The following is a 21075-nucleotide window of genomic DNA, read 5'->3' as shown; positions in this document are numbered from 1 at the left end:
GGTGTCGCGAGCACCCATCGCCGATGCATTCGGCTCCTACAACAGCAGGATTATCCGACGACTTCGAAGGGTCGCATCATCTCGTTGGCTTCGTGTTCGGCGAGATGGCAGTGCCAGGCGTAGCGTCCTGCGTAGCCATCGAACGTCGCGACGATTCGCGTGACCATGCCCGGATACGCCTGCACCACATCCTTCCAGCCACGTTCGTGCGCTGGCGGCTCCTGCGCCGGCCCGACGTAGCGGAGCGTCTTCTTCTCCATGTACTCGTCCACGTCGTAAGGACGGCGGTCGAGGATCTGGAAGCGAACCAGGTGCAGGTGGATCGGATGCGTGTCCTCGGTGAGGTTCACCAGGCTCCACATCTCCGTGCTGCCCAGTTTCACCGTCTCCGTGACCGGATCGTGCCAACGCTTGCCGTTGAGCAGCATCAGCATCGGCGTGGCGACGCAGTCGCTGTATTCGTCGAGCGTCAGTTCGCGGCTTTTCGAGGCGCTCGCTTCGGTGACGCGTGGCAGATCGCGCAGCACGTCAGGTAGCCGGCTGTCGTCCCGCACGTTGCCCTGCCCCACCGCAAAGCGCATCAGCGGCAATGCGTCGTTCATCAGTTCCACCGTGCCGCCACGCAAGGCAGCAAAGTCGACGACGAGGTCGGCCCGCTCACCCGGCGCGAGGAAGATGGATGTCACCTTCGCCGGTGCGGCCAGCAGACCCTGGTCCGAGCCGATCGCATGGAACGGCCGACCGTCCTTGAAACGCAGGTGATAAAAACGTCCGTTCGCCGCGTTCAGCACGCGCAGGCGATACCGCCTCGGCTGCACGTCGGCACGTGGCAGGATCGCCCCGTTGACCAGGGTGAGGTTGCCGAACACTTCCGGCACCCAGGGCGCCGAGGCGTCGCCCGAATCCGGGTAATAAAGACGGCCGTCCGTATGCAACAGGCGATCCGCCAGCACCAGCGGCAGTTCCTGTTCGCCGGAAGGCAGGCCGAGCGACAACTCGTGGTCGTCGCGCAACAGGTAAAGCCCCATCAGCCCGGCGTACATGTTCAGCCGGTTAATGCCCATGGCGTGATCGTGGTACCAGAGCGTGGCCGCATCCTGCGCGTTCGGGTAATGGTGTTGGCGCGATTTGCCGGGGACATACCAGTCCTCCGGATAGCCGTCGTCCTTGCGCGGCACCTTGGCCCCGTGCAGATGCACGATGGCGCGCACCTCGGGCTGGTCGGCCTCGGCACCACAGATGGCGTGGTCCACGGGCAGGAAATGTTTCGTCGGCAGCGCGTTGTTCCAGCGCACATCGAACGCCTGACCCGTGCGAGCTTCGATCGTGGGTCCGGGATAGTGGCCGCCATAGGTCCACAGTTCGGTCGGCGGCAAATCGCGGTGCAGCTTCTGTGCGGTCTGTGCCATGCGTACGTCGAGGACCTTCCCGGCGACGGGACGCAGGGTCGGCGGAATCGGCAGTGGATCGACGAAGGGCGCCAGCTTGCCCGGATCGACCAGGCCAGGCAGGTGCGTCGTATCGCCCATGGGATGCATGCACAGGTCGTTACCCACCTTGCCGGCGGGAGCGGCCTGCATGCCGTGCATGTCATGCGCGAGTAGCCGCGACGGGATCCAACCCGCCGCGGCCATCCACCCAGCCGTCCTCAGGAAGCGACGGCGATCAACCATGCCCACCGTTCCCGAACGGCCACTGCGGGCGCTTCGGCTGACCGGTCGACTCGTCGAGGATCAGCTTGCGATCGAACAGGCGCGGGAAGAAGAAGTCGAACATGCTGTCGATGCGGCCAGCGGTCGCATCGGTTGAGCCGCCACCAAGACGCTTGCCGTTCAGCCAGTTGTCTTCGATGAAACGGGTGATCGAGCTCTGGTCCGTCACGCTGTGATCGACCATGTTCTCGCGTGCCCACGGCGACACCACCAGCAGCGGCAGGCGCGGACCGAAGCCGCAACGGCCCTGTGCCGGCGTCTTGCCGTCCAGGCCCGGAAGCGTCACGCGTCCCTTGCACAGGCCGGCGCCGTCGAGCGCATCCGTCGTGCCGGTCGAGCCGTTGGTGTGCGGCGGTTCCTGGTGGTCGTACCAGCCGTCGGAATCGTCATAGGCGATGACGACGGCCGTGTCCTTCCACTCGCTGCTCTGCTGCAACGCGTTGATCACGTGGACGACGAACGCCTGCTCGTCGATCGGATCGGAATAGCCCGCATGACCGTCCTGGTACGCCGGCGCCTTGAGGAAGCTCACCGACGGGAGGTTGTCGGTGTCGAGTGCGTCGTAGAAGTCCTGGATGTCGTACTGATGGTTGGCGGCGTCGGTCTTGCCGATCGCAGCGATCGACGACGGACGCGCGTGCGTCGGGTTCGCCGTGGACGGGTAGTACTGGAACGGTGCGTGATGCGGGCTGTAGTCGTTCGACGTCGTGTTGGTCACCTTCGACAGCGTACGACGCGTGCACCCCGTGCTGCCGTCCGGATTGGCGCGTGTCAGGTCGAAGCCACCCTGGAACCAGCCCCAGGTGACGTTCTGCGCGTTGAGCAGGTCGCCCACGTTGCGGCCACCCATCGTCGCCTGGCTCGCCGTCGGTGAGGAGCAGACGTCGCCGATCGGATCGGGATCGCCGATCATGGTCAGGCCGCCATGGCCATCGTCGGTTTCCGCGCCGGTGCCGTTGAGCGTGTCGATCACGCCGGCGGTCTGGCCCGCGATCAGGTTCACAGCGCCCGGCGAGGAGGGGCCGAAGCCCGTGCCGTAGTGGTTGTCGCTCATGGCGAAGTTCTGCGCGTAGTTCCAGTACGCGGTGACGGTATTGCCGTCGTAGTAGCCCATGACCTGGCCCTTGCCTTCCTCGGCGGCATCGCCGCCCGGCAGGGTTTCACCGTGACCGGTGTACAGCGGGAAGAGATCCATCCGGCCGCCGTCGAAGGCGCGCTGTTCGGAGGTGTAGCCGTGGTCCTGGTCGGCCGTGGCCGCCTGGGCGCGGGCGAGGCGGAACGGATTGATCGCGGCGTCGGCATTGCCGGCGTTGGCCGCGTTGGGATTCCTGGTAAGCAGCTTATGCGACAGCCCGTTCACCGGCGGGGTGAAGGGGCGCGGGTAGAACGACGGTTCGCCCTTGCCATTTTCGGCAAACGGATAGGTGCCGAAGTAATGATCGAAGGACACGTTCTCCTGGAAGAGCACGACCAGGTGCTTGATCGGCGTGGCGGTGCGCGGATCGCTGCCGTGACCGCCGTGGCCGAAGCCCAGTGCCGTGGTCGCCGAGGCGGCGGGGGCGGAAACCACCTGCTGGGCGGCGACGATCGACGCGGCGGAGAGGGTGAGCACGCAGGCAATGCCTGCGGCCAGTAACTTGCGCATGACTAGGCTCCTCGAAGGATGTGGCGGCCGGACTGCAAGGTTCCGCATCCCCTGTCATGCGGTCCGACCAGCGTAAGAACGCCGCATGACAGTCGGGGGACAAATTCCGCAAGAGCTTGCGAAATTTCTCAATCCATGACCTTCGTCACGGTCGGCCCTCGCGGCCGTTCGCAGCGGCTATGCTCGGATCCCACCGGTGCCCGGGGGCACCGCTACACCTGGAAGAGGGACACCCATGACCAAGCAGTACCTGAAGCCGCTCGCACTGGCGCTCGGCGTCGCGCTCGCCGGCACGGCATGCAGCCAACACAACGATGCCGATACCGCCGTACCGGGCGGCAACCAACCTGCCGCGACCGGCAGCGCCGCCCCGGCGCCGGCCACCACGGCCGCCGCCGCGCCTGCCGCGCCGACCTTCAACGTGGCCGACATCGACACCACCATCGACGCCTGCGACGACTTCAACGGCTTCGTCAATGCCAAGTGGGTGGCCGCCAACCCGATCCCGAACGACCGCACCCGCTGGGGCGCCTTCGACCAGCTCGCCGAGAGCAGCCTGAACACCCAGCACGACATCGTCGACGCCATGGACAAGGGTGCGCCCAACGCCAAGGCCGGCTCGATCGAACAGAAGATCGGCCTGCTGTACCGCTCGGGCATGAACGAGCCCGCCATCGAGAAGGCCGGCATCGAGCCGCTCAAGCCGGAACTGGCCAAGATCGACGCACTGAAGAACGGCGACGACGTGGCCAATTTCCTCGACCAGAGCTTCGCCGACGGCGACAACTACGTCTTCGGATTCGGCTCGGGTGCCGATTTCAAGAACGCCAAGATCCAGATCGGCTATGCCCAGCAGGACGGCCTCGGTCTGCCGACCAAGGACTACTACACCGATCCCAAGCAGGCCGATAACCGCAAGGCCTACGTCGACTACATCGTCAAGACCCTGACCCTTGCCGGCGTGTCCGATGCCGACGCCAAGACCCAGGCCGATGCGGTGATGAAGTTCGAAACGCAGCTGGCTGCGGCCTCGCTGGCGCCGGTCGAGCTGCGCGCCCCGGAAAACCAGTACCACTTCGTCACCGTCGCCGAAGCGGACAAGATCACCCCGCACTTCAACTGGGAAAAGTTCTTCACCGCCCAGAACGTGACGATCGACAAGGGCTTCTCGCTGTCCCAGCCGAAGTTCTTCAAGGAGTTCGACAAGATGCTGGCGGCAACGCCGGTCAGCACCTGGCAGGCCTACCTCCGTTTCCACGCGATCGACGGCGCCTCGCCCTACCTGTCCAAGGCGTTCCAGGACAACAAGTTCGATTTCTACGGCAAGACCCTCGCCGGCCAGCCGGAGCAGAAGCCGCGCTGGAAGCGCGTCCTCGGCACGGTCAACTCGTCGATGGGCGAAGCCCTCGGCCAGCTGTATGTCGCCAAGGTGTTCAAGCCGGAAGCGAAGCAGCGCGCCAACGAACTGGTCGACAACGTGCGTAACGCCCTCAAGGCGCGCATCGAGAACCTCGACTGGATGAGTGCCGAAACCAAGGAAAAGGCGATCCAGAAGTGGAACGCCTTCCTGCCGAAGATCGGCTATCCGGACAAGTGGCGTGACTGGTCGGGCCTGGAAGTCAGCGGCGACGACTACTACACGAACGTGCAGGCCGCCAGCAAGTTCAACTACCACTACGACATCGCCAAGATCGGCAAGCCGACCGATCGCCTCGACTGGGGCATGACCCCGCAGACGGTGAACGCGTATTACAACCCGACCGACAACACGATCAACTTCCCGGCCGCGATCCTGCAGCCGCCGTTCTTCGACGCCAACGGTGACGACGCGATCAACTACGGCGGCATCGGCGCCGTCATCGGTCACGAAGCCAGCCACGGCTTCGACGACGAAGGCAGCCAGTTCGATGGCGAAGGCAACAACAAGAACTGGTGGACGGCGGCCGACAAGAAGAAGTTCGAAGAGCGCACGGGCAAGCTGGTCGCCCAGTTCAACGAATACGCGCCGATCAAGGACAAGCCGGAGCTGCACGTCAACGGCAAGCTGACCCTCGGCGAGAACATCGCCGATCTGGGCGGCACGGCCGTGGCGTACGACGCCCTCCAGGAAGCCCTGAAGAAGAATCCGCAGGAAGCCAACGCCAAGATCGACGGCTACACGCAGGACCAGCGCTTCTTCCTCAACTGGGCCCGCGTGTGGCGCGGCAGCGTCCGCCAGAAGCAGGCCGAGCTGTACCTCAACGTCGACCCGCACGCACCGGCTTCGCTGCGCGCGATCGGTGCGCCGTCCAACATGGCCTCGTTCGCCACGGCGTTCCAGTGCAAGCCGGACGCGAAGATGGTCCGCTCGGGCGACAAGCTGGTGAAGATCTGGTAACCGCCCCATGTGGGAGCCGATTCATCGGCGAAAAGCCCACGAAGCCGTGATGCCGAAAGGCTGATCAGCAAAGGCGCCGCACTCAAATGCGGCGCCTTTTTTTGTGGGAGCCGGCTATGCCGGCGATGGCGCCGCGGCCATCTGGCTATCGTCGCTGACGCGGCTCCCACATCAAGCGAGGTCTCGCGGCACCATGTAGCCAAAGCCGCGGATGGTCCGGATAGCGTCGGGACTCAGCTTGCGTCGCAGGGAATGAACCAGGACTTCCAACGCGTTGGGACTGACGTCCGAATCCATGCCGTAAACCGAACCTTCGATCGACTCGCGACGGACGATCTTGCCGTGCCGTTCCATCAGCATGCGAAGCAGTGCGAACTCACGACGAGTCAGCTCGACGCGGCGCTCCTGGTACGTCACCTCGAGGGTGCTCAGATTGAGCGAGAGCGCGCCGGCTTCCAGTTGGTTGTCCGCGAGTCCCTGTGCCCGACGGGCGAGCGAGCGAATACGTGCGGCGAGTTCATCGAGATGGAACGGCTTGGTCATGTAGTCGTCGGCGCCGGCGTCCAGCCCACGCACGCGTGATTCAACACTGTCGCGCGCCGTCATGACGAGGATCGGTGTCTTGACCTTCAGTCGTCGCGCCTCGGTGATCACATCGATACCGTCCTTCTCCGGCAAGCCAAGATCGAGCAGGACGAGATCGACGGACTGGCTGCGCAGCGCCTCGAGCCCTTCCACGCCCGAGCGCAGCCAGGTCACCGTATAGGCGAGGTGCTCGAGTGCGCGCTTGATGGCTGCGCCGAGGCGGATGTCGTCCTCGACCACGATGATGTTCACGTTCCAGTCCTCCATGCCAAGCCAAAGCGTCGGGTATCGCATCCGTGCGTCCGGACCTGTCTACGAAAACGGCAACCCGGTGTCATTATTCGAGGGGCGGCCTTAGGCCTTGCTGAGTACCTGCCCGTAAGCCGACCCTAAGTCGCGACCGGCAGTCTGTGGTCGGACCCATGGGGAATCCATCATGAGCCTTTTTGTCGAAGGACTGCACAACCACCTGGTGGGTCCTTTCACATTCGACGTACCGGCGGGCGGGTGCCTCGCCGTCACGGGCGCATCCGGCACCGGAAAGACGCTTCTGCTGCGCATGATCGCGGACCTGGACCCTCATGAAGGCCGGGTCACGTTCGCCGGGATCGACCGGGCCACGCTCCCCGCCCCCGCATGGCGACGCCTGACCGCGCTGATTCCTGCCCGCAGCGGCTGGTGGGCCGACACGATCGGCGAGCACTTCGCGCCCGAGCACGAGGTCGAAAAACACGCACTTGCAGCCGACCTGCTTTTGCCGGGCTCCCTGTTCGACCGTCCGATCGAAGAAGCCTCGACCGGCGAACGCCAGCGCCTGGCCCTGATCCGCGCGCTGCTTGCCGAGCCACGCCTCCTGTTGCTCGACGAGCCTACGGCGTCTCTCGACCCGGTGTCCACGGAGGCCGTTGAATCGATGATCGCCCGCCGACGCGCCTCCGGCACCACGGTGGTCTGGATTACCCACGATGCCGCCCAGGCCAGCCGCGTGGGCGATCTTGCCCTGCGGATGCTCCCCGGTGGAGTACTGGCCGCATGACGCCCCTGAGCCTGCACGCCGGCGACATTGCGATCGCTGCCATCCTTCTGGTCGTCGACGCGGCGCTCTCGATCGGCCTTCGCCTGCGCTTTCACCGCGCACTGGCCATCGCCTCGCTGCGCATGGTGGTCCAACTCGTCGCGGTGGGTTACCTGCTTCGTTATGTCTTCGCCGGCCATTCGCCCTGGCTCACCGCCGCGCTGGTGCTGGCCATGTCTCTGGTCGCCGTCCGCGAGGTCGCTGTCCGGCCGACCCGACGCCTGGTCGGCGGCAATGCCATCGTCGCCCTGCCGAACGTGCTGGGCGTCGTCCTGCTAACCAGCTGCTTCGCCCTGATGACCGCGATCCGCCCGCATCCCTGGTACGACGCCCGTTACGCCATCCCGCTGGTCGGCATCCTGCTCGGCAGCATCCTCAATGCGGCGAGCATCGCGCTGGCAGGTGTCCTCGACAACGTGCGCCAGCAGCGCGACGCGATCGAGGCCCAACTGATGCTCGGGGCGACCTTCCGTACCGCGACGGCACCGCTCCTGCGTCGTGCGATCCGCTCTGCGATGGTGCCGGTGATCAATCAGATGGCCGCCGCCGGCGTCATCACGCTGCCCGGCACGATGACGGGTCAGATGCTCGCCGGGGCGGACCCGGTCGAAGCCGTGAAGTATCAGATCCTGCTGTTGATCCTTCTGACCGGTGCGAGTTGCCTCGCTGCGGTGGGCACGGCGTACGCCTGCGTGGCGCGTCTGCGCGACGACCGCGAACGTCTCCGCTTGGACCACTTGCGTTAACGTCTAGTTTTAGATTGCGAATCATTCTCATTACCCTTACGATATGCGCCACATCGGGTTAACACCCGCGCGTCGCCTCGTCTGTCAGGGCATCAACGAAATCCACTGCCGTGAGCCATTGGCTCGCGCCGGGCGAATTCGTGCGCGATCCGGGCCCCGATGACCCATTTATTGCCACGCAAGGGAATCACCCATGGCCTTCATCAAGAGCCGCAAGCACGCCGCTCCTGCCGCGCGCACCGTCGGTGCCGCCGTCCTCCTGACCTTCGCCCATGCCGCCGTCGCCAGCGATACCGTCGACGCGCCACCGCAGCAGGCCAAGACCAGCGACGTCCAGGCGCTTCCCGGCATGCAGGTGGACGCGGATCGTTCCAGCGATTTCCGCGTGGACAAGGTCTCCTCGCCCAAGTTCACCCAGTCCCTGCTCGACACCACGCAGACGATCCAGGTGATCGGCAAGGAACTCATCAAACAGCAGGGCGCGACCACCCTGACCGAGGCCCTGCGCAACAGCCCGGGCGTCGGCACGTTCTATGTTGGTGAGAACGGCTCGACCAGCACGGGTGACGCGATCTACATGCGCGGCTTCGACACGTCGAGCAGCATCTTCGTCGATGGCGTGCGCGATGTCGGCACGGTATCGCGCGACGTGTTCAATATCGAGCAGGTCGAAGTCACCAAGGGCCCGGACGGCACCGAGTACGGCCGTACCGCACCGACCGGTGCGATCAACCTGGTGACCAAGCAGCCGGTGCTGGGTAACGGTGAATCCGGCTCGCTGCAGGGCGGCAGCGGCCAGCGCCGTCGCGGTACGGCGGACATCAACCAGCAGCTGGACGGTACCACTGCCGTCCGCCTCAACGTGATGGACCAGAAAAGCGGCGTGTACGGTCGCGACAAGATCGAGAACAATCGCTGGGGTATCGCACCGTCGCTGGCATTCGGCCTCGGCACGCCGACCCGCGTCTACATCGATTACCTGCACGTGAAGCAGAACAACGTGCCCGATGGCGGCATTCCGACGATCGGTCTGCCCGGCTACAGCAGCCCCGATAAGCGCGCGTTCCTCAACGACGCCGAGAAGGTCGATCCGGACAACTACTACGGCACGAACCAGGACCACGACCATGTGACGCAGGACATGCTCACGGTCATCCTCGAGCATGATTTCAGCGACAAGGTGGCACTGCACAACACGGCGCGCTGGGGTCGCACGACGCAGGATTACCTGCTGACGTCGTTCCTCGGCGCCACGGCCAACCTGCTCACGCCGAATCCGGCAGACCCTTCCACCTGGACCCTCACGCGCAGCAATCCCACCTTCAAGCACCAGTCCAACCGCATCGCCACGAATCAGACGAACATCACAGCGACGATCGAGTCTGGAGGCTTTACGCAGGACATCAGCACGGGCATCGAGCTGACTTCTGAACAGGCTCGTGCGATCGGCATGGGCGCGCTCAACGGCAGCACCTGGCCGGCAGCCAACCTCTACCACCCCAACTCCGACGTTGGCGGCCTGGTCTACGGTGAAACCGGCGCCACCAGCAACGGCAAGACGAACACGGCAGGCGCCTACTTCTTCGACACGCTGAAGTTCGGCGAGCACTGGCAGGTGAACGCGGGTGTGCGCCTCGACCATTACAAGACGGATTTCTCCAGCCTTGTGGTCTGTGGCGCACGCGGTGGTCCGGTTTGCGGCGTCCTGCCCGCTGGCAGCGTCATTCCGGGCGTGGACACCAGCACCAGCGACAACCTTAAGAACTACAAGATCGGTGTGCTGTATAAGCCGGCGGCCAATGGCAGCATCTACGTCAACTTCGCGCAGTCCCAGCAGCCTCCGGGTGGTAACACCCTCACGCTGTCGACCGCGACGAACAGCGCCGACAACCCCAACTTCGATCCGCAGAAAGCACGTACCGCCGAGATCGGTACAAAGTGGGACCTGCTTGGGTCGAAGCTGCTGCTGACCGGCGCCCTCTATCGCACCACCGTGACTAACGACGTCGTGCAGGATCCCACCGATCTGCTCTATTACCAGGTCGGCAAGAAGCGCGTGCAGGGTGTGGAAGTGACGGCGGTAGGCAAGCTGACCGACGATCTCGCCGTGAGTGCCGGCTTCACCACCATGAATGCCACCGTCGCCAACGGCCCGGGTGTCACCGCCAACGGATCGGACGACCTGGCATATACGCCGAAGAAGGCGTTCACCTCGTGGGTCACCTATCACCTGCCGTTCGACCTCACCATCGGTGGTGGCGGCCGCTACTCCGGTGCGCTCGAGCGCGGTACCGATGGTGCCGTGGGCACGCCGGCCTACACCCGTGCCTACTGGGTGTTCGACGCCATGGCCAGCTACCCGATCAACCGCAACTTCGACCTGCAGCTCAACGTGTACAACCTGTTCGACAAGGACTACGTGGCTGCGATCAACAAGAGTGGCTATCGTTACACCCCGTCCACGCCGCGTTCGGCCATGCTGACCGCGAACGTCCGCTTCTGATCGACTGATCCGATCGACTCAAGGAACACCGCCATGCTGCTGCACATCCCCGAGGTCCTGAGCAAGGAACAGGTCGCCGGGATGCGCCGCGCCATGGCGGCTGCCGAATGGACCGACGGTCGCCAGACCGTCGGTCCGCAGGGTGCGAAAGTAAAACGCAACCTGCAACTGCCCGATGCGTCGCCGCTACGCCGCGAACTGGGCGATCTCGTGGTGGCGGCACTGGCCCGCCATCCGCTGTATCACGCGGCCGCCCTGCCCCTGCGCACGCTGTCCCCCCGCTTCAATCGGTATGAAGGCGGTGGCGAATACGGCTTCCACATCGACGGTGCCGTCATGGCCACCGGCGACCGCGATGTCCAGGTACGCAGCGATATCTCCTGCACGCTGTTCCTCAGCGAACCCGAGGAATACGACGGCGGCGAACTCATCGTGAGTGACACCTACGGCGAGCACGAGGTGAAGCTGCCCGCCGGCGATGCCATCGTCTATCCCTCTTCCAGCCTGCACAAGGTCACGCCGGTGACCCGCGGTGCACGCATCGCTTCGTTCTTCTGGGTCCAGAGCCTGGTGCGCGACGACAGCGCGCGACGGATGTTGCTGGAGCTGGATACGGCGATCCGCAACCTCTCCGCCAGTGGCGCCGATCAGGCGTCGATCCTGCAATTGACGGGTGTCTACCACAACCTGTTACGCCGTTGGGCGGAAACCTGAGGCAAAACAAAGGTAGGCAGGGGCGCCCTCGGGGGCGGATAATTGGCGCCCCCTGATGTCCTTGGCTCCCCACCGCATGTTCCAACCTGGTCAACGCTGGATCTCCACCGCCGAACCCGAGCTCGGCCTCGGCACCATTCTTCGCGTCGAAGGACGCGGCGTGCAGGTCCTGTTCGCCAAGGCGGGCGTGCTGCGCCCCTATGCCACCGACAGCGCACCGCTGATCCGCGCCGAGTTCCGCGCAGGCCAGCGCGTATCTGGCAAAGGGCTCGCCTTCCTCGTCGAGCGCATCGAAGAGCGCGAAGGCCTCTTCGTGTATCGCGGCGAAGGGCGTGAACTGGAAGAAGGCCAGCTCGACGATGAGCAGGCGCTGTCGCAAGCCGACGACCGCCTCATCGGCGGCCGTACCGAAAGCAACGAGAGCTTCGACCTGCGCCTGGAAGCCCTGCGCCGGCGCGCCGACGCGCGTCGCTCGGCGGCCTGGGGCCTCGAATCCGCCCGCATCGGCCTGGTCCCGCACCAGCTGCGCGTCGCCGGCATCGCTGCCGCCCGTCGTCCACCACGCGTGCTGCTTGCCGACGAAGTCGGCCTGGGCAAGACCATCGAAGCCGGCATGATCCTGGCGCGCCAGCTGGCGGCGGGTAGGGCCGGCCGCGTCCTCGTGCTGCTGCCGGAGACCCTGGTGTACCAGTGGTTCGTCGAACTGCTGCGCCGCTTCAACCTGTCGTTCGCCATTTTCGACGAAGAGCGCTGCGAAGCCATCGAGCAATCAAACGACGGGCGCAACCCGTTCGAGGACGATCAGTTGGTGATCGCCGACTTCGCCTTCCTCGAATCCGCGCCGAAACGCGCACGCCAGCTGATCGAGGCCGGCTGGGACCTGATGGTCGTCGACGAAGCGCATCACCTCGAGTGGACGCCCGACGCCGCCAGCCCGCGCTATCGCCTCGTGGAAGAACTGGCTACGGCGACGCCCGGCGTCATTCTGCTCACCGCCACGCCGGAACAGCTGGGCCGCGCCGGGCACTTCGCCCGCCTGCGCCTGCTGGATCCCCAGCGTTATAGCGACCTTGACGCCTACCTTGCCGAATCCGCCGAGTACGGCGAACTGTCGGAAGTCGCCAACGCGCTGGCCGACGGCAAACCGCTCTCCGCCGCGCACCGTACGCTGCTCACCACGCGCTTCAAGGGCGACCGTGAACTGGCCGGCCTGCTGATGCGCGACGACGCGCACGCCGAGCTGCTCGCCGCCCTCATCGACCGCCACGGCACGGGACGCGCGATGTTCCGTAACCGTCGTGCCGGCATCGGTGGATTCCCGCGCCGTACGCCGGAGATCCTGGCGATCGACCCGGAGACCCTGGACGCCGGCCGCCGCGATGCCCTGCTCGCCGAATTCCGCGCCGACATCCAGAACACCGCGGCCCACCTCGAATTCGACTACAACGACGACCCTCGTCTCGAGGCGCTGATCGACCTGCTCGACGCGCACCCGGCCGACAAGTTCCTGCTCATCTGCCGCAGCCAGGCCAAGGTGCTCGCGATCGAAGACGCACTGCGCACGAAGAGCGGCGTGGGTGTGGCGCGTTTCCACGAAGGCCTCGGTATCGTCCAGCGCGACCGCAACGCGGCGTTCTTCGCGCAGCCGGACGGCGCGCGCCTGCTGCTGTGTTCCGAGATCGGTTCGGAAGGCCGCAACTTCCAGTTCGCTCATCGACTGGTGATGTGGGACCTGCCGCTGGATCCAGATCTGCTGGAGCAGCGCATCGGTCGTCTCGACCGCATCGGCCAGCGCCACGATATCGTCGTGCACGTGCCGGTGGTCGAGCAGAGCGCCCAGCACGTGCTGGCCCGCTGGTACGACGAAGGTCTCGACGCGTTCCGCTCGAGCCCTGCCGATGGCCGCGAGCTGCTACGTCGCTTCGGCGAACTGCTCGCCAACCTTGCCGACGAACATGCGCGCGAGGACGATTCCCGCGATCAGGAACTCGATGCGCTCATCGCGGAAACCCGCGGCGTGCACGAAGAACTCTCCGCCCTGATCCACGCCGGACGCGACCACCTGCTCGAACTGGCGGCCAGCCGTGACCCGCACGCCGACGACCTCGCTACCAGTTTCGCCCGTGAGGACCAGGATCCGTCACGCGATGCCTTCATCCAGCGTCTGTTCGAAACCTATGGCGTGCACACGGAAGAACTGGCGCCGGATATCGTCCTGCTCGACCCGCAGTACCTTTCCACCGATGGGCTCCCGGGCTTCGCCGATGGTCCGCTTTCGGTGACCTTCTCGCGCGATGTCGCGCTGGCCCGCGAAGACCTGCCCCTGCTGCGCATGGACCATCCGATGGTCTATGCGGCGGTGGATCTGCTCGTCAGCGGCGAAACCGGCAACGCGGCCTTCCTCGTCGACGACGCGCTGCCCGTGCGCACCGCGCTGCTGCAGACGGTCTATGTTCTCGAGATCATCGCCGACCGCGCGCTCGATGCCGGCCGCTTCCTGCCGACGACGCCGCTGGTCGTCGCCGTGGATACCAAGCTGTCGGAACGTCCGGGCTTCCGGCCGAGCGATATCGCCCTGCGTCGCGCGACGGATCGCAATATCGAAGTGGCGCGCTTCCGCAAATTCCTCTCCAAGCTCGTCCCGCCGATGCTCGAGCATGCGCTCGATCTGGCCGAGGGGCGCGCAGAACTGCTCAAGTTCGAAGCGATCGACGCGGCGAAACTCGAGCTGGATGCCGAGCACGCACGCCTCGTCGCCCTACGCGCCGTCAATCCCTCCATCGCCGCCGCGGAAGTGGATGCCATCGCCGCCGAACGCGACGCCCTGCTCGCGGCGATTCCGAACGCGCGACTGCGCCTGGATGCCGTGCGCTTCGTGGTCAGTCCGGACTTCCTCTCGCTGCGCTGAGACTCAGTAGTCGCGGCGTGGTGGCGGTCGAACGCCCCACGCCCAGAGCAGGATCAATCCCGCGAACAGCCCACCCAGGTGGGCGAAATGCGCCACGCCCGCCAACGTGCCGGTCACGCCGAACACCAGCTCGGCGAGACCGTACAGCGTGACGAACAGCCACGCCGGGATGCCGACCGGAATCGGGATCATCATCAGCTTCTCCCGTGGGAAAAGCATCGCGAACGCGCCGAGCAAACCAAAGATCGCACCCGACGCACCCACCGTCGGGAAGACGCGATCCGGCTCGAAGAAATACACGATGGCGAGCTGGGCGAAGGCCGCGACGACCAGGCAGGTGAAGTAGTAAATGATGAAGCGTCGCTGGCCCATCACCCGCTCGATGAGGCTACCGAACATGTACAGCGCATACATGTTCAGCACGATATGCGGAATCGAGCCATGCAGAAACCCGTAGGTGACCAGCTGCCAGGGCCTGAACCCGATACCGGCGATGTCGCCGTTAGCCATCTCCATCGCGACGTCATGCCCGACAGGCCACAGCGCGAACCATTTCGTGAGTGCGTACGTGGTTTCATCCTGCAGCAACAGCTGCAGGATGAAGGCGAGCACATTGGCGATGAGCAGGTAACGCGTCACCGGGGGCAGCTTGGTCGGCATCGTCGTTTCCTGTCTCAGCCGGCCAGCGGTGTCGGCTGCAGGATCTCGATCCAGTACTGGTCGGGATCACGGATAAACGCGATATGGCGCATGCGGCCATCGCTTAGCCGCTTCTGGAAGGTGACACCGAGTGCTTCGAAACGGGCACAGGCCGCATTGACGTCGGGCACGCTCACGCACAGGTGACCGAAGCCGCGCGGCTCGCTGTTGCCATTGTGGTAAGCGAAGTCGGGCTCCTTCTCGGTGCCATGGTTGTGCGTCAACTCGAGCACGCCCGGCTGCGAGAGCGCCCACTGCTTGCGAGCCGCATCGTCGTCCGGGATGACGCTCTGGTCAGCGACCAGGACGAGGTAGACGATAGTGAACGCCGCCTCGGCATAGACGTGCTTGTAGACCGGCGTGAACCCGAGCACGCGCGTGTAGAAGTCCAGCGACACGTCGAGATCGCGCACGCGGATCATGGTGTGGTTGAACACGAAGCCGTGGGTCGCGGCATCCGGCGTGGCGGTCACACCGGGCAGCGAGGTGAGGTCGGCGAGGGACATGGGGGATTTCCTTGGGGCAAGAGCCCAAGGGTGGCTGCCGCGGGCCGGCAATTCAAGCACAGCGGCACTCCAGGCCCGCACCACGCTCTGTGTGGGAGCCGCTTCAGCGGCGATAGCCAGGTCGCCTCACCACCCATCGCCGATACAGCCGGCTCACACACAAAGCAGAGCATCAGCGCCGCCGTGGCCCCACCGAAAGCAGAAACAACACCGCGGCCAGCGCGCCATACGCCGCCACGAACTGCAAAACCACCCCGCGCGCACCCGCATCGAGCAACCAAGGCAGATAAACCGGACCGATCGGTTCAACCGAGTGGATGATGCCGAACGCCGTGAGCACAGCGCCGATCGCCACGATGCCCGAAGCCTTGCGCACGTCCCCATCGATCATCGCCACGACGAAGCTGGCCCACACCATCGAGGTGATGATGAAGCCGTTGCCGAGGATGAAGATCACCGCCATCGCCGAGATGCCGTGGCTGGCATCACCGTAAAGCACGGCAAAGTGCGCGGGATCGACGATGGACGGATCGCCCAGCTTGATCGCGAGCATCCGCGCAATCGCCGGGAAGAAGCTGAAAACGACGGCGCTCGCGTAGCGCAGCGGCGTGGCCTCGAAGGCCTGGGTGGTGATGCTGATCGAGATGAAGACGAGGATCGGTGCCAGGACGGCCACCGGCAGCAACTCGACCAGGTTCGCCAGGTAACCCAGGACGCCGCCCAGACCGATGACGAGGCCCGTCACCAGCGTGTAGCCCGTCCGTGCCCCCATGGCCTTGTACGCCGGCTGCCCGATATATGGCGTCGTCTGCGCGACGCCGCCGCACAAGCCGGCGATCAGGGTGGCCAGGGCTTCCACCAGCAGGATGTCGCGGGTCGGATAGTCGTCACCCGCGGCGCGCGCACTCTCGGTGACGTTGATGCCGCCCACCACCATCAGCAGACCGAACGGCAGGATCAGCGGCAGGTACGGCACGGTAGCCGGCAGGCCGTCGATGAAGCCCAGGGTTGGTAGCGGGAAGCCAAGGCGCCATTGCCACGTACCGGGCGGGTGATACCCGCTACCGAGGAAACCCGAGGGGCCGAGCCCGTAATAGAGGACGACGCCGACGATGAAGGCCCCGAGCACGCCCGGCAATCCGAACGGCAGCCGACGCTTCGCCACCAGCGCATAGAGCACGACACCCAGCCCGGCGAAGCCCACCACCGGCACACGCAGGATCTCGACCAGCGGCAGGAAGCCCATCAGCACCAGGGCGATGCCAGCGATCGAGCCGAGCAGCCCGGCGCGCGGCACGGAACGCTGCACCCAGGCGCCAAAGAAGGACAGGACGAACTTCAGCACGCCCATGACGACCAGCGAGGCCATGCCGAGGTGCCAGGTGGCCTCCCCAGCCGTGATCGGATCCATGCCCGCCTGGCGATATCCGGCGAACGCGGGGCCAAGGACAAGCAAGGCCATGCCGATGGTGGTCGGTGCGTCGATGCCCAGAGGCATCGCCGTGACGTCCTGGCGGCCCGTCCGTGCGGCCAGCCGGTGCGCCATCCACGTGTAGGCGAGGTTGCCGAGGAGGACGCCCAGCGCCGTGCCCGGGAACATGCGGCGGAAGACGAGATCCGCAGGCATGCCGAAGATACCGATCAGGGCGGTGGCCATAAAGGCCAGCAGGGAGAGGTTGTCGACGACGAGGCCGAGCACGCCGTTGAGGTCGCCACCGCCGAAGCGGCGACGCGATGCAGTGGTTGTGGTCATCAGAAGGACACGTCCGCAGGCTGGGTCACACGCAACACCGACTGGTCGCCGGTCTTCGCTTTCCACGCGCTACGGATCGCATCGATCGATGCGCGCTGCGTCGGCGTGTCGGCGTAAAGCAGGATCACGATCTTCGAGCGCAGGCGTTCGGGCTTTGCCTGGTTGACGCCCTGCCATTGCCCATAGGCATCGACCACGGTCAGGCCACTCGGGAAACGCGGCGTGACTTCCTTGTCCAGGAACGTCCGCCATGCCGCCTCATCCACGCCGTCGTGTCCGTCGGCAAGACCCAGGCCGAAGTACAGCTCGGTACGCACCCAGCCCTGCGTCGCATCCGGATGCACGGCGTCGCCGCTCAGCGTCGCCTGGCTGCGGGTCGCAGCGGCAGCGCCATGCTGAGGCGAGGTAGCGCAGCCCGCCGTGACCAGCGACATGGCGAGAAAAAGACCAGCAAGCACCCTCATGCGAACCCCTTGCGCAAGCTCTGAAGAAACGGACGTCCATACGTCCAGGCGTCCAACCTATTGACACAGCGTACACCGCGGTGCAACAAATAGTGAAAGGTTCGCACGTTCCTGCGGCCACTGGAACCACCTGTCGTGAGCCCCCGCCCGCCCCGCCTCGAGATCCTGGCACACCGCTTCGCGGTCGATGCCCGATGTCGCCCGGGCCGCGCCACGCACGGCTGACGCCGCGCCCCGACCGCTTCCCGCCTCTTGTCGTCCGCCCTTCGGCGGCAACGACCCCGTGTGCCCGCCAGGAACCTCCATGCACCCGTCCCGCCTCGCCACTGCCATCGCAATCGCCCTCGCCACCCTCCCCGCCGCCGCCCAGGAAGCCGATCGGTCCGCCACCAACCTCGACCAGATCGTGGTCACCGGAACGCACGCCAAGGACCGCACCGTCCTCGATTCGCCGGTCCCCATCGACGTGCTGACCGCGGAGGACCTGCGCTCGGCAGGCGCCGTCAATGGCGAGCTTGGTCAGGCGCTGGCCACCCTGCTGCCCTCGTTCAATTTTCCCCGCCAGTCCAATTCCGGAGGATCCGACCACGTGCGCGCGGCCCAGTTGCGCGGCATGAGTCCCGACCAGGTCCTCGTGCTCGTCAACGGCAAGCGATTCCATACCTCGGCCCTGGTCAACAGCGACACCAAGATCGGTCGCGGCACCACTCCCGTCGACTTCAACGCGATCCCCATCAGCGCGATCAAGCGCATCGAGGTGCTGCGCGACGGCGCAGGCGCGCAGTACGGCTCCGATGCCATCGCCGGTGTGGTGAACATCATCCTCGACGATGCGCCGGAGGGTGGCGAAGTCGATGCCACCTACGGCGCCTACCACACGAACTTTCGCCCCGGCGATCGCACGATCACGGATGGCCAGAGCGGCTATGTCAGCGCGAAGGCCGGCACGAAACTCGGCGGCGACGGCGGCTTTGTAAGGGGCGGTATCGAAGGCAACAACCGCCAGCCGACCAACCGTGCCGGCCCCGATCAGATTCCTTCGTGGGAGAACGCTTCCGCAGCCAACCTCGCGCTGCAAGGCAAGCGCAACTACGCTGCGGGTGACCCGCGCAACGAGAACTACAGTGGCTGGTTCAATGCCGAGCTACCCTTCGGCGACAACCTGCGCGGCTATGCCTTCGGCACCTACACGCAGCGACGGACCGTCGGCGACAACTACTTCCGCTACCCGGACAGCGACGCCAACGTCCCGTCGATCTACCCGAGCGGCTACCGCCCGGAATCGCTCGGCTACAACCGCGATATCAACCTCACCGCTGGTGCGCGCAGCCGTATCGGTGAGTGGGACATCGATGGCAGCCTGACCTGGGGTCGCAACACGTTCGACTACGACCTGCGTGATACGGTGAATGTGTCGCTCGGCGATACCAGCCCCACTCGGTTCAACATCGGCAAGTACGACAACGCACAGGGCACCGCCAACCTCGACCTGAGTCGCTCGATCGAATGGGGATCGAAGCTGTTCACCCTGGCGACCGGCGCCGAATTCCGCCATGAGGGTTTTCGCACCTACCCGGGTGATCCTGCCTCCTATGCGGTGGGACCCGTCGTTGGCGCCCCCATTGGCGCGCAGGCAGGCGGCGGCCTGACGCCACAGGACACGGCCGATCTGCATCGCAACGTCGGCGCGGCGTACATCGATCTCTCTGGCGATGTCACGGACCGCTTCTTCGCTGATGCCGCCGGCCGTTACGAGCATTACAACGACTTCGGTTCCGCCTGGACGGGCAAGCTGAGCGGCCGCTTTGCGATCACCGACGCCATCGCGATCCGAGGCGCCGTCTCGAACAACCTGCGCGCGCCCTCGCTGAGCCAGGTCGGCTTCGAATCGACATCGACGGGCTACGGCGCCGATGGCAGCCTCGTGCAGGGGCGGATTCTCTCGGTCAACAACCCGATCGCCCGCGGGCTCGGCGCGCAGGACCTGAAGCCTGAAAAGTCACGCAACATCAGCCTGGGCCTTACCGCGAAAATCGGAGATCGTTTCGACGCCTCCCTCGATGTCTACCGCATCGACGTCGACCATCGCGTGACGCTGTCCGAAACGATCGCTCCCGATGGACTCGAGGGTTACATCGACACGCGTTTCGGTGTGCCGGGCGTGCAAAGCGTGGCCTTCTTCACCAATGCCGTCGACACGCGCACCCGCGGGGCGGAGCTCGTGACGAACTACCGCCAGCCGGCTTACGGCGGCAACCTCACGCTCACCGCGACGTACAGCTACAACCGCACGTCGATCAGCAAGGTCCGCGATACGCCGCCGGAACTCGCCGCTCTTGGCGCCGATGCGGTCCTGTTCGGCCTGGAGGAACGCAATACGCTCACCGACGCCGCGCCGCGCCAGCGCGGTGCATTCACCGCCCGCTGGGATCACCCGCGATGGTCGCTGCTGAGTCGTTTGACCCGTCAGGGCAGCACGACGCGCGTCTTCGACTTCGGTGATGGCTTCGTGCCGACGCAGACCTACGGTGCGCGTTGGCAGCTCGATGCCGAGGCCGAATGGCATGCGACCGACCGCTTCTCGATCGCCCTCGGTGGCCAGAACATCACCGACCAGTACCCCCAGCGCTCGATCCCCGATATCGCCTATGCCGGCAATTTTCCGTATGACGTGATATCGCCGATCGGCTCGAACGGGGCCTATTGGTATGCACGTGCCCGGTACGCCTGGTGACTGGTGTAAGGACGGTTCTTCGCGCATTTCCGCGGGGTGCGTGCGGTGCCTTGTGCGCTGGCTCGGGTTCGCCGTCGCCGTCGCTGTCGCTGCGTACACTTGGGCGTCTCGCGGGGAGACCTTGGTGTCCACCCTCGCTGCTCAGACAGGTCCTCCGCGTTCCGTAAAGGAAAGGCCGCTACCGCGGCCGTGTACTTATCTGGCCTACGGCCGCTCCACTTGTGCGGAACTCGCCTCGAGGGTGGACACCAAGGTCTCTCACGACGATACGGTCAGCGGGAAGGCGAGCCGTTGGAGTGGGTGTAGCCACCGAAGCGAGCCGTTACGGCAGTCGTGCTGACACGACCATCCCGGCTCGGTGAGCGCCTTCCTCCCGCTGCGCCGTCTCGCGCGGACGATCGCGACCAGCGCGCAAGGTCGACCGTTTGGCGATGGCGACGAGTCAGTAGCCGAAGCGGCGTTGCTTCGTCGGCTCGACCCACACGAACCTCAGGGATGGGAAGAGTCTTCGGTGTCCACCCTCGAGGCGAGTTCCGCACAAGTGGAGCGGCCGCAGGCCAAATAGGTGCACGGGCCGCGTTAGCGGCCTTTCCGGTACGGAACGCGGAGGACCTGTCTGAGCAGCGAGGGTGGACACCGAAGGCTCTTTGCCTC

14 protein-coding genes are annotated in these 21075 nt (G+C 65.5%); 7 read left to right on the top strand and 7 right to left on the bottom strand.

The features are described 5' to 3' along the window. Positions 1–50 precede the first annotated feature (50 nt). Positions 51–1673, bottom strand: coding sequence for a multicopper oxidase family protein (locus BJI69_RS12490; protein ID WP_052767304.1), 1623 nt, complete (start codon positions 1671–1673; stop codon positions 51–53). Then, positions 1666–3357, bottom strand: a complete 1692-nt coding sequence (locus BJI69_RS12485; RefSeq protein WP_046968882.1) for a phospholipase C — start codon at positions 3355–3357, stop codon at positions 1666–1668. The genes BJI69_RS12490 and BJI69_RS12485 overlap by 8 nt, the downstream gene beginning before the upstream one ends. A 235-nt stretch (positions 3358–3592) precedes the next feature. Here BJI69_RS12485 and BJI69_RS12480 point away from each other — a divergent pair, with 235 nt between their 5' ends. Continuing rightward, positions 3593–5734, top strand: coding sequence for a M13 family metallopeptidase (locus BJI69_RS12480; RefSeq protein ID WP_046968881.1), 2142 nt, complete (start codon positions 3593–3595; stop codon positions 5732–5734). A gap of 171 nt (positions 5735–5905) precedes the next feature. On the opposite strand, the gene BJI69_RS12475 is transcribed toward BJI69_RS12480, so the two are convergent. Then, positions 5906–6571, bottom strand: a complete 666-nt coding sequence (locus tag BJI69_RS12475; RefSeq protein ID WP_046968908.1) for a response regulator — start codon at positions 6569–6571, stop codon at positions 5906–5908. Between the two features lie 184 nt (positions 6572–6755). On the opposite strand from BJI69_RS12475, the gene BJI69_RS12470 reads away from it, so the two are divergent. The 5 genes from BJI69_RS12470 (at position 6756) to rapA (ending at position 14265) form a co-directional block, all read left to right on the top strand. Then, the gene (locus tag BJI69_RS12470; RefSeq protein WP_046968880.1) at positions 6756–7355 is read left to right on the top strand and encodes an ABC transporter ATP-binding protein; all 600 of its coding nucleotides are present in this window, start codon (positions 6756–6758) and stop codon (positions 7353–7355) included. Then, entirely contained in the window at positions 7352–8140 is a 789-nt protein-coding gene (locus BJI69_RS12465; RefSeq protein WP_046968879.1) for an ABC transporter permease, read from the top strand. Before BJI69_RS12470 ends, BJI69_RS12465 begins: the two co-directional genes overlap by 4 nt. 193 nt (positions 8141–8333) lie before the next feature. Next, positions 8334–10643, top strand: a complete 2310-nt coding sequence (locus BJI69_RS12460) for a catecholate siderophore receptor Fiu (RefSeq protein WP_046968878.1) — start codon at positions 8334–8336, stop codon at positions 10641–10643. Positions 10644–10676: 33 nt separating this feature from the next. Next, complete coding sequence (locus tag BJI69_RS12455; protein WP_046968877.1) at positions 10677–11357, top strand: Fe2+-dependent dioxygenase; 681 nt, start codon at positions 10677–10679, stop codon at positions 11355–11357. A 76-nt stretch (positions 11358–11433) separates the two neighbouring features. Beyond that, positions 11434–14265, top strand: coding sequence for an RNA polymerase-associated protein RapA (rapA, locus tag BJI69_RS12450; RefSeq protein WP_071924954.1), 2832 nt, complete (start codon positions 11434–11436; stop codon positions 14263–14265). Between the two features lie 3 nt (positions 14266–14268). On the opposite strand, the gene BJI69_RS12445 is transcribed toward rapA, so the two are convergent. From BJI69_RS12445 to BJI69_RS12430, 4 genes are all read right to left on the bottom strand, one after another. Continuing rightward, positions 14269–14925 (bottom strand): rhomboid family intramembrane serine protease, encoded by a 657-nt coding sequence (locus tag BJI69_RS12445; protein WP_046968875.1) that lies wholly within the window; start codon positions 14923–14925, stop codon positions 14269–14271. A gap of 14 nt (positions 14926–14939) precedes the next feature. Beyond that, a complete protein-coding gene (gloA, locus tag BJI69_RS12440; protein WP_046968874.1) occupies positions 14940–15470 on the bottom strand; it encodes a lactoylglutathione lyase in 531 nt (176 codons plus the stop codon). Between the two features lie 172 nt (positions 15471–15642). Then, a complete protein-coding gene (locus BJI69_RS12435) occupies positions 15643–17223 on the bottom strand; it encodes a SulP family inorganic anion transporter (protein ID WP_046968873.1) in 1581 nt (526 codons plus the stop codon). After that, on the bottom strand, positions 17223–17687 hold the full coding sequence (locus BJI69_RS12430) for a DUF3574 domain-containing protein (RefSeq protein ID WP_046968872.1): 465 nt from the start codon (positions 17685–17687) through the stop codon (positions 17223–17225). The genes BJI69_RS12435 and BJI69_RS12430 overlap by 1 nt, the downstream gene beginning before the upstream one ends. A gap of 304 nt (positions 17688–17991) precedes the next feature. On the opposite strand from BJI69_RS12430, the gene BJI69_RS12425 reads away from it, so the two are divergent. Beyond that, the gene (locus BJI69_RS12425; protein ID WP_071924953.1) at positions 17992–20421 is read left to right on the top strand and encodes a TonB-dependent receptor plug domain-containing protein; all 2430 of its coding nucleotides are present in this window, start codon (positions 17992–17994) and stop codon (positions 20419–20421) included. Positions 20422–21075: the final 654 nt, after the last annotated feature.

This window comes from Luteibacter rhizovicinus DSM 16549, assembly GCF_001887595.1.
In the GTDB taxonomy this organism is placed as follows: Bacteria; Pseudomonadota; Gammaproteobacteria; order Xanthomonadales; family Rhodanobacteraceae; genus Luteibacter; species Luteibacter rhizovicinus.
The sequence above is the reverse complement of the archived record's forward strand: the minus strand, read 5'-3'. Positions and strand labels throughout refer to the sequence as shown.

What these genes read in the sequence shown, in the direction of transcription:
- BJI69_RS12490 (WP_052767304.1), bottom strand. Translation starts at nt 1,673, where the DNA reads ATGGTTGATCGCCGTCGCTTCCTGAGGACGGCTGGGTGGATGGCCGCG.
- BJI69_RS12485 (WP_046968882.1), bottom strand. Translation starts at nt 3,357, where the DNA reads ATGCGCAAGTTACTGGCCGCAGGCATTGCCTGCGTGCTCACCCTCTCC.
- BJI69_RS12480 (WP_046968881.1), top strand. Translation starts at nt 3,593, where the DNA reads ATGACCAAGCAGTACCTGAAGCCGCTCGCACTGGCGCTCGGCGTCGCG.
- BJI69_RS12470 (WP_046968880.1), top strand. Translation starts at nt 6,756, where the DNA reads ATGAGCCTTTTTGTCGAAGGACTGCACAACCACCTGGTGGGTCCTTTC.
- BJI69_RS12465 (WP_046968879.1), top strand. Translation starts at nt 7,352, where the DNA reads ATGACGCCCCTGAGCCTGCACGCCGGCGACATTGCGATCGCTGCCATC.
- BJI69_RS12460 (WP_046968878.1), top strand. Translation starts at nt 8,334, where the DNA reads ATGGCCTTCATCAAGAGCCGCAAGCACGCCGCTCCTGCCGCGCGCACC.
- BJI69_RS12455 (WP_046968877.1), top strand. Translation starts at nt 10,677, where the DNA reads ATGCTGCTGCACATCCCCGAGGTCCTGAGCAAGGAACAGGTCGCCGGG.
- rapA (WP_071924954.1), top strand. Translation starts at nt 11,434, where the DNA reads ATGTTCCAACCTGGTCAACGCTGGATCTCCACCGCCGAACCCGAGCTC.
- BJI69_RS12445 (WP_046968875.1), bottom strand. Translation starts at nt 14,925, where the DNA reads ATGCCGACCAAGCTGCCCCCGGTGACGCGTTACCTGCTCATCGCCAAT.
- gloA (WP_046968874.1), bottom strand. Translation starts at nt 15,470, where the DNA reads ATGTCCCTCGCCGACCTCACCTCGCTGCCCGGTGTGACCGCCACGCCG.
- BJI69_RS12435 (WP_046968873.1), bottom strand. Translation starts at nt 17,223, where the DNA reads ATGACCACAACCACTGCATCGCGTCGCCGCTTCGGCGGTGGCGACCTC.
- BJI69_RS12430 (WP_046968872.1), bottom strand. Translation starts at nt 17,687, where the DNA reads ATGAGGGTGCTTGCTGGTCTTTTTCTCGCCATGTCGCTGGTCACGGCG.
- BJI69_RS12425 (WP_071924953.1), top strand. Translation starts at nt 17,992, where the DNA reads ATGCACCCGTCCCGCCTCGCCACTGCCATCGCAATCGCCCTCGCCACC.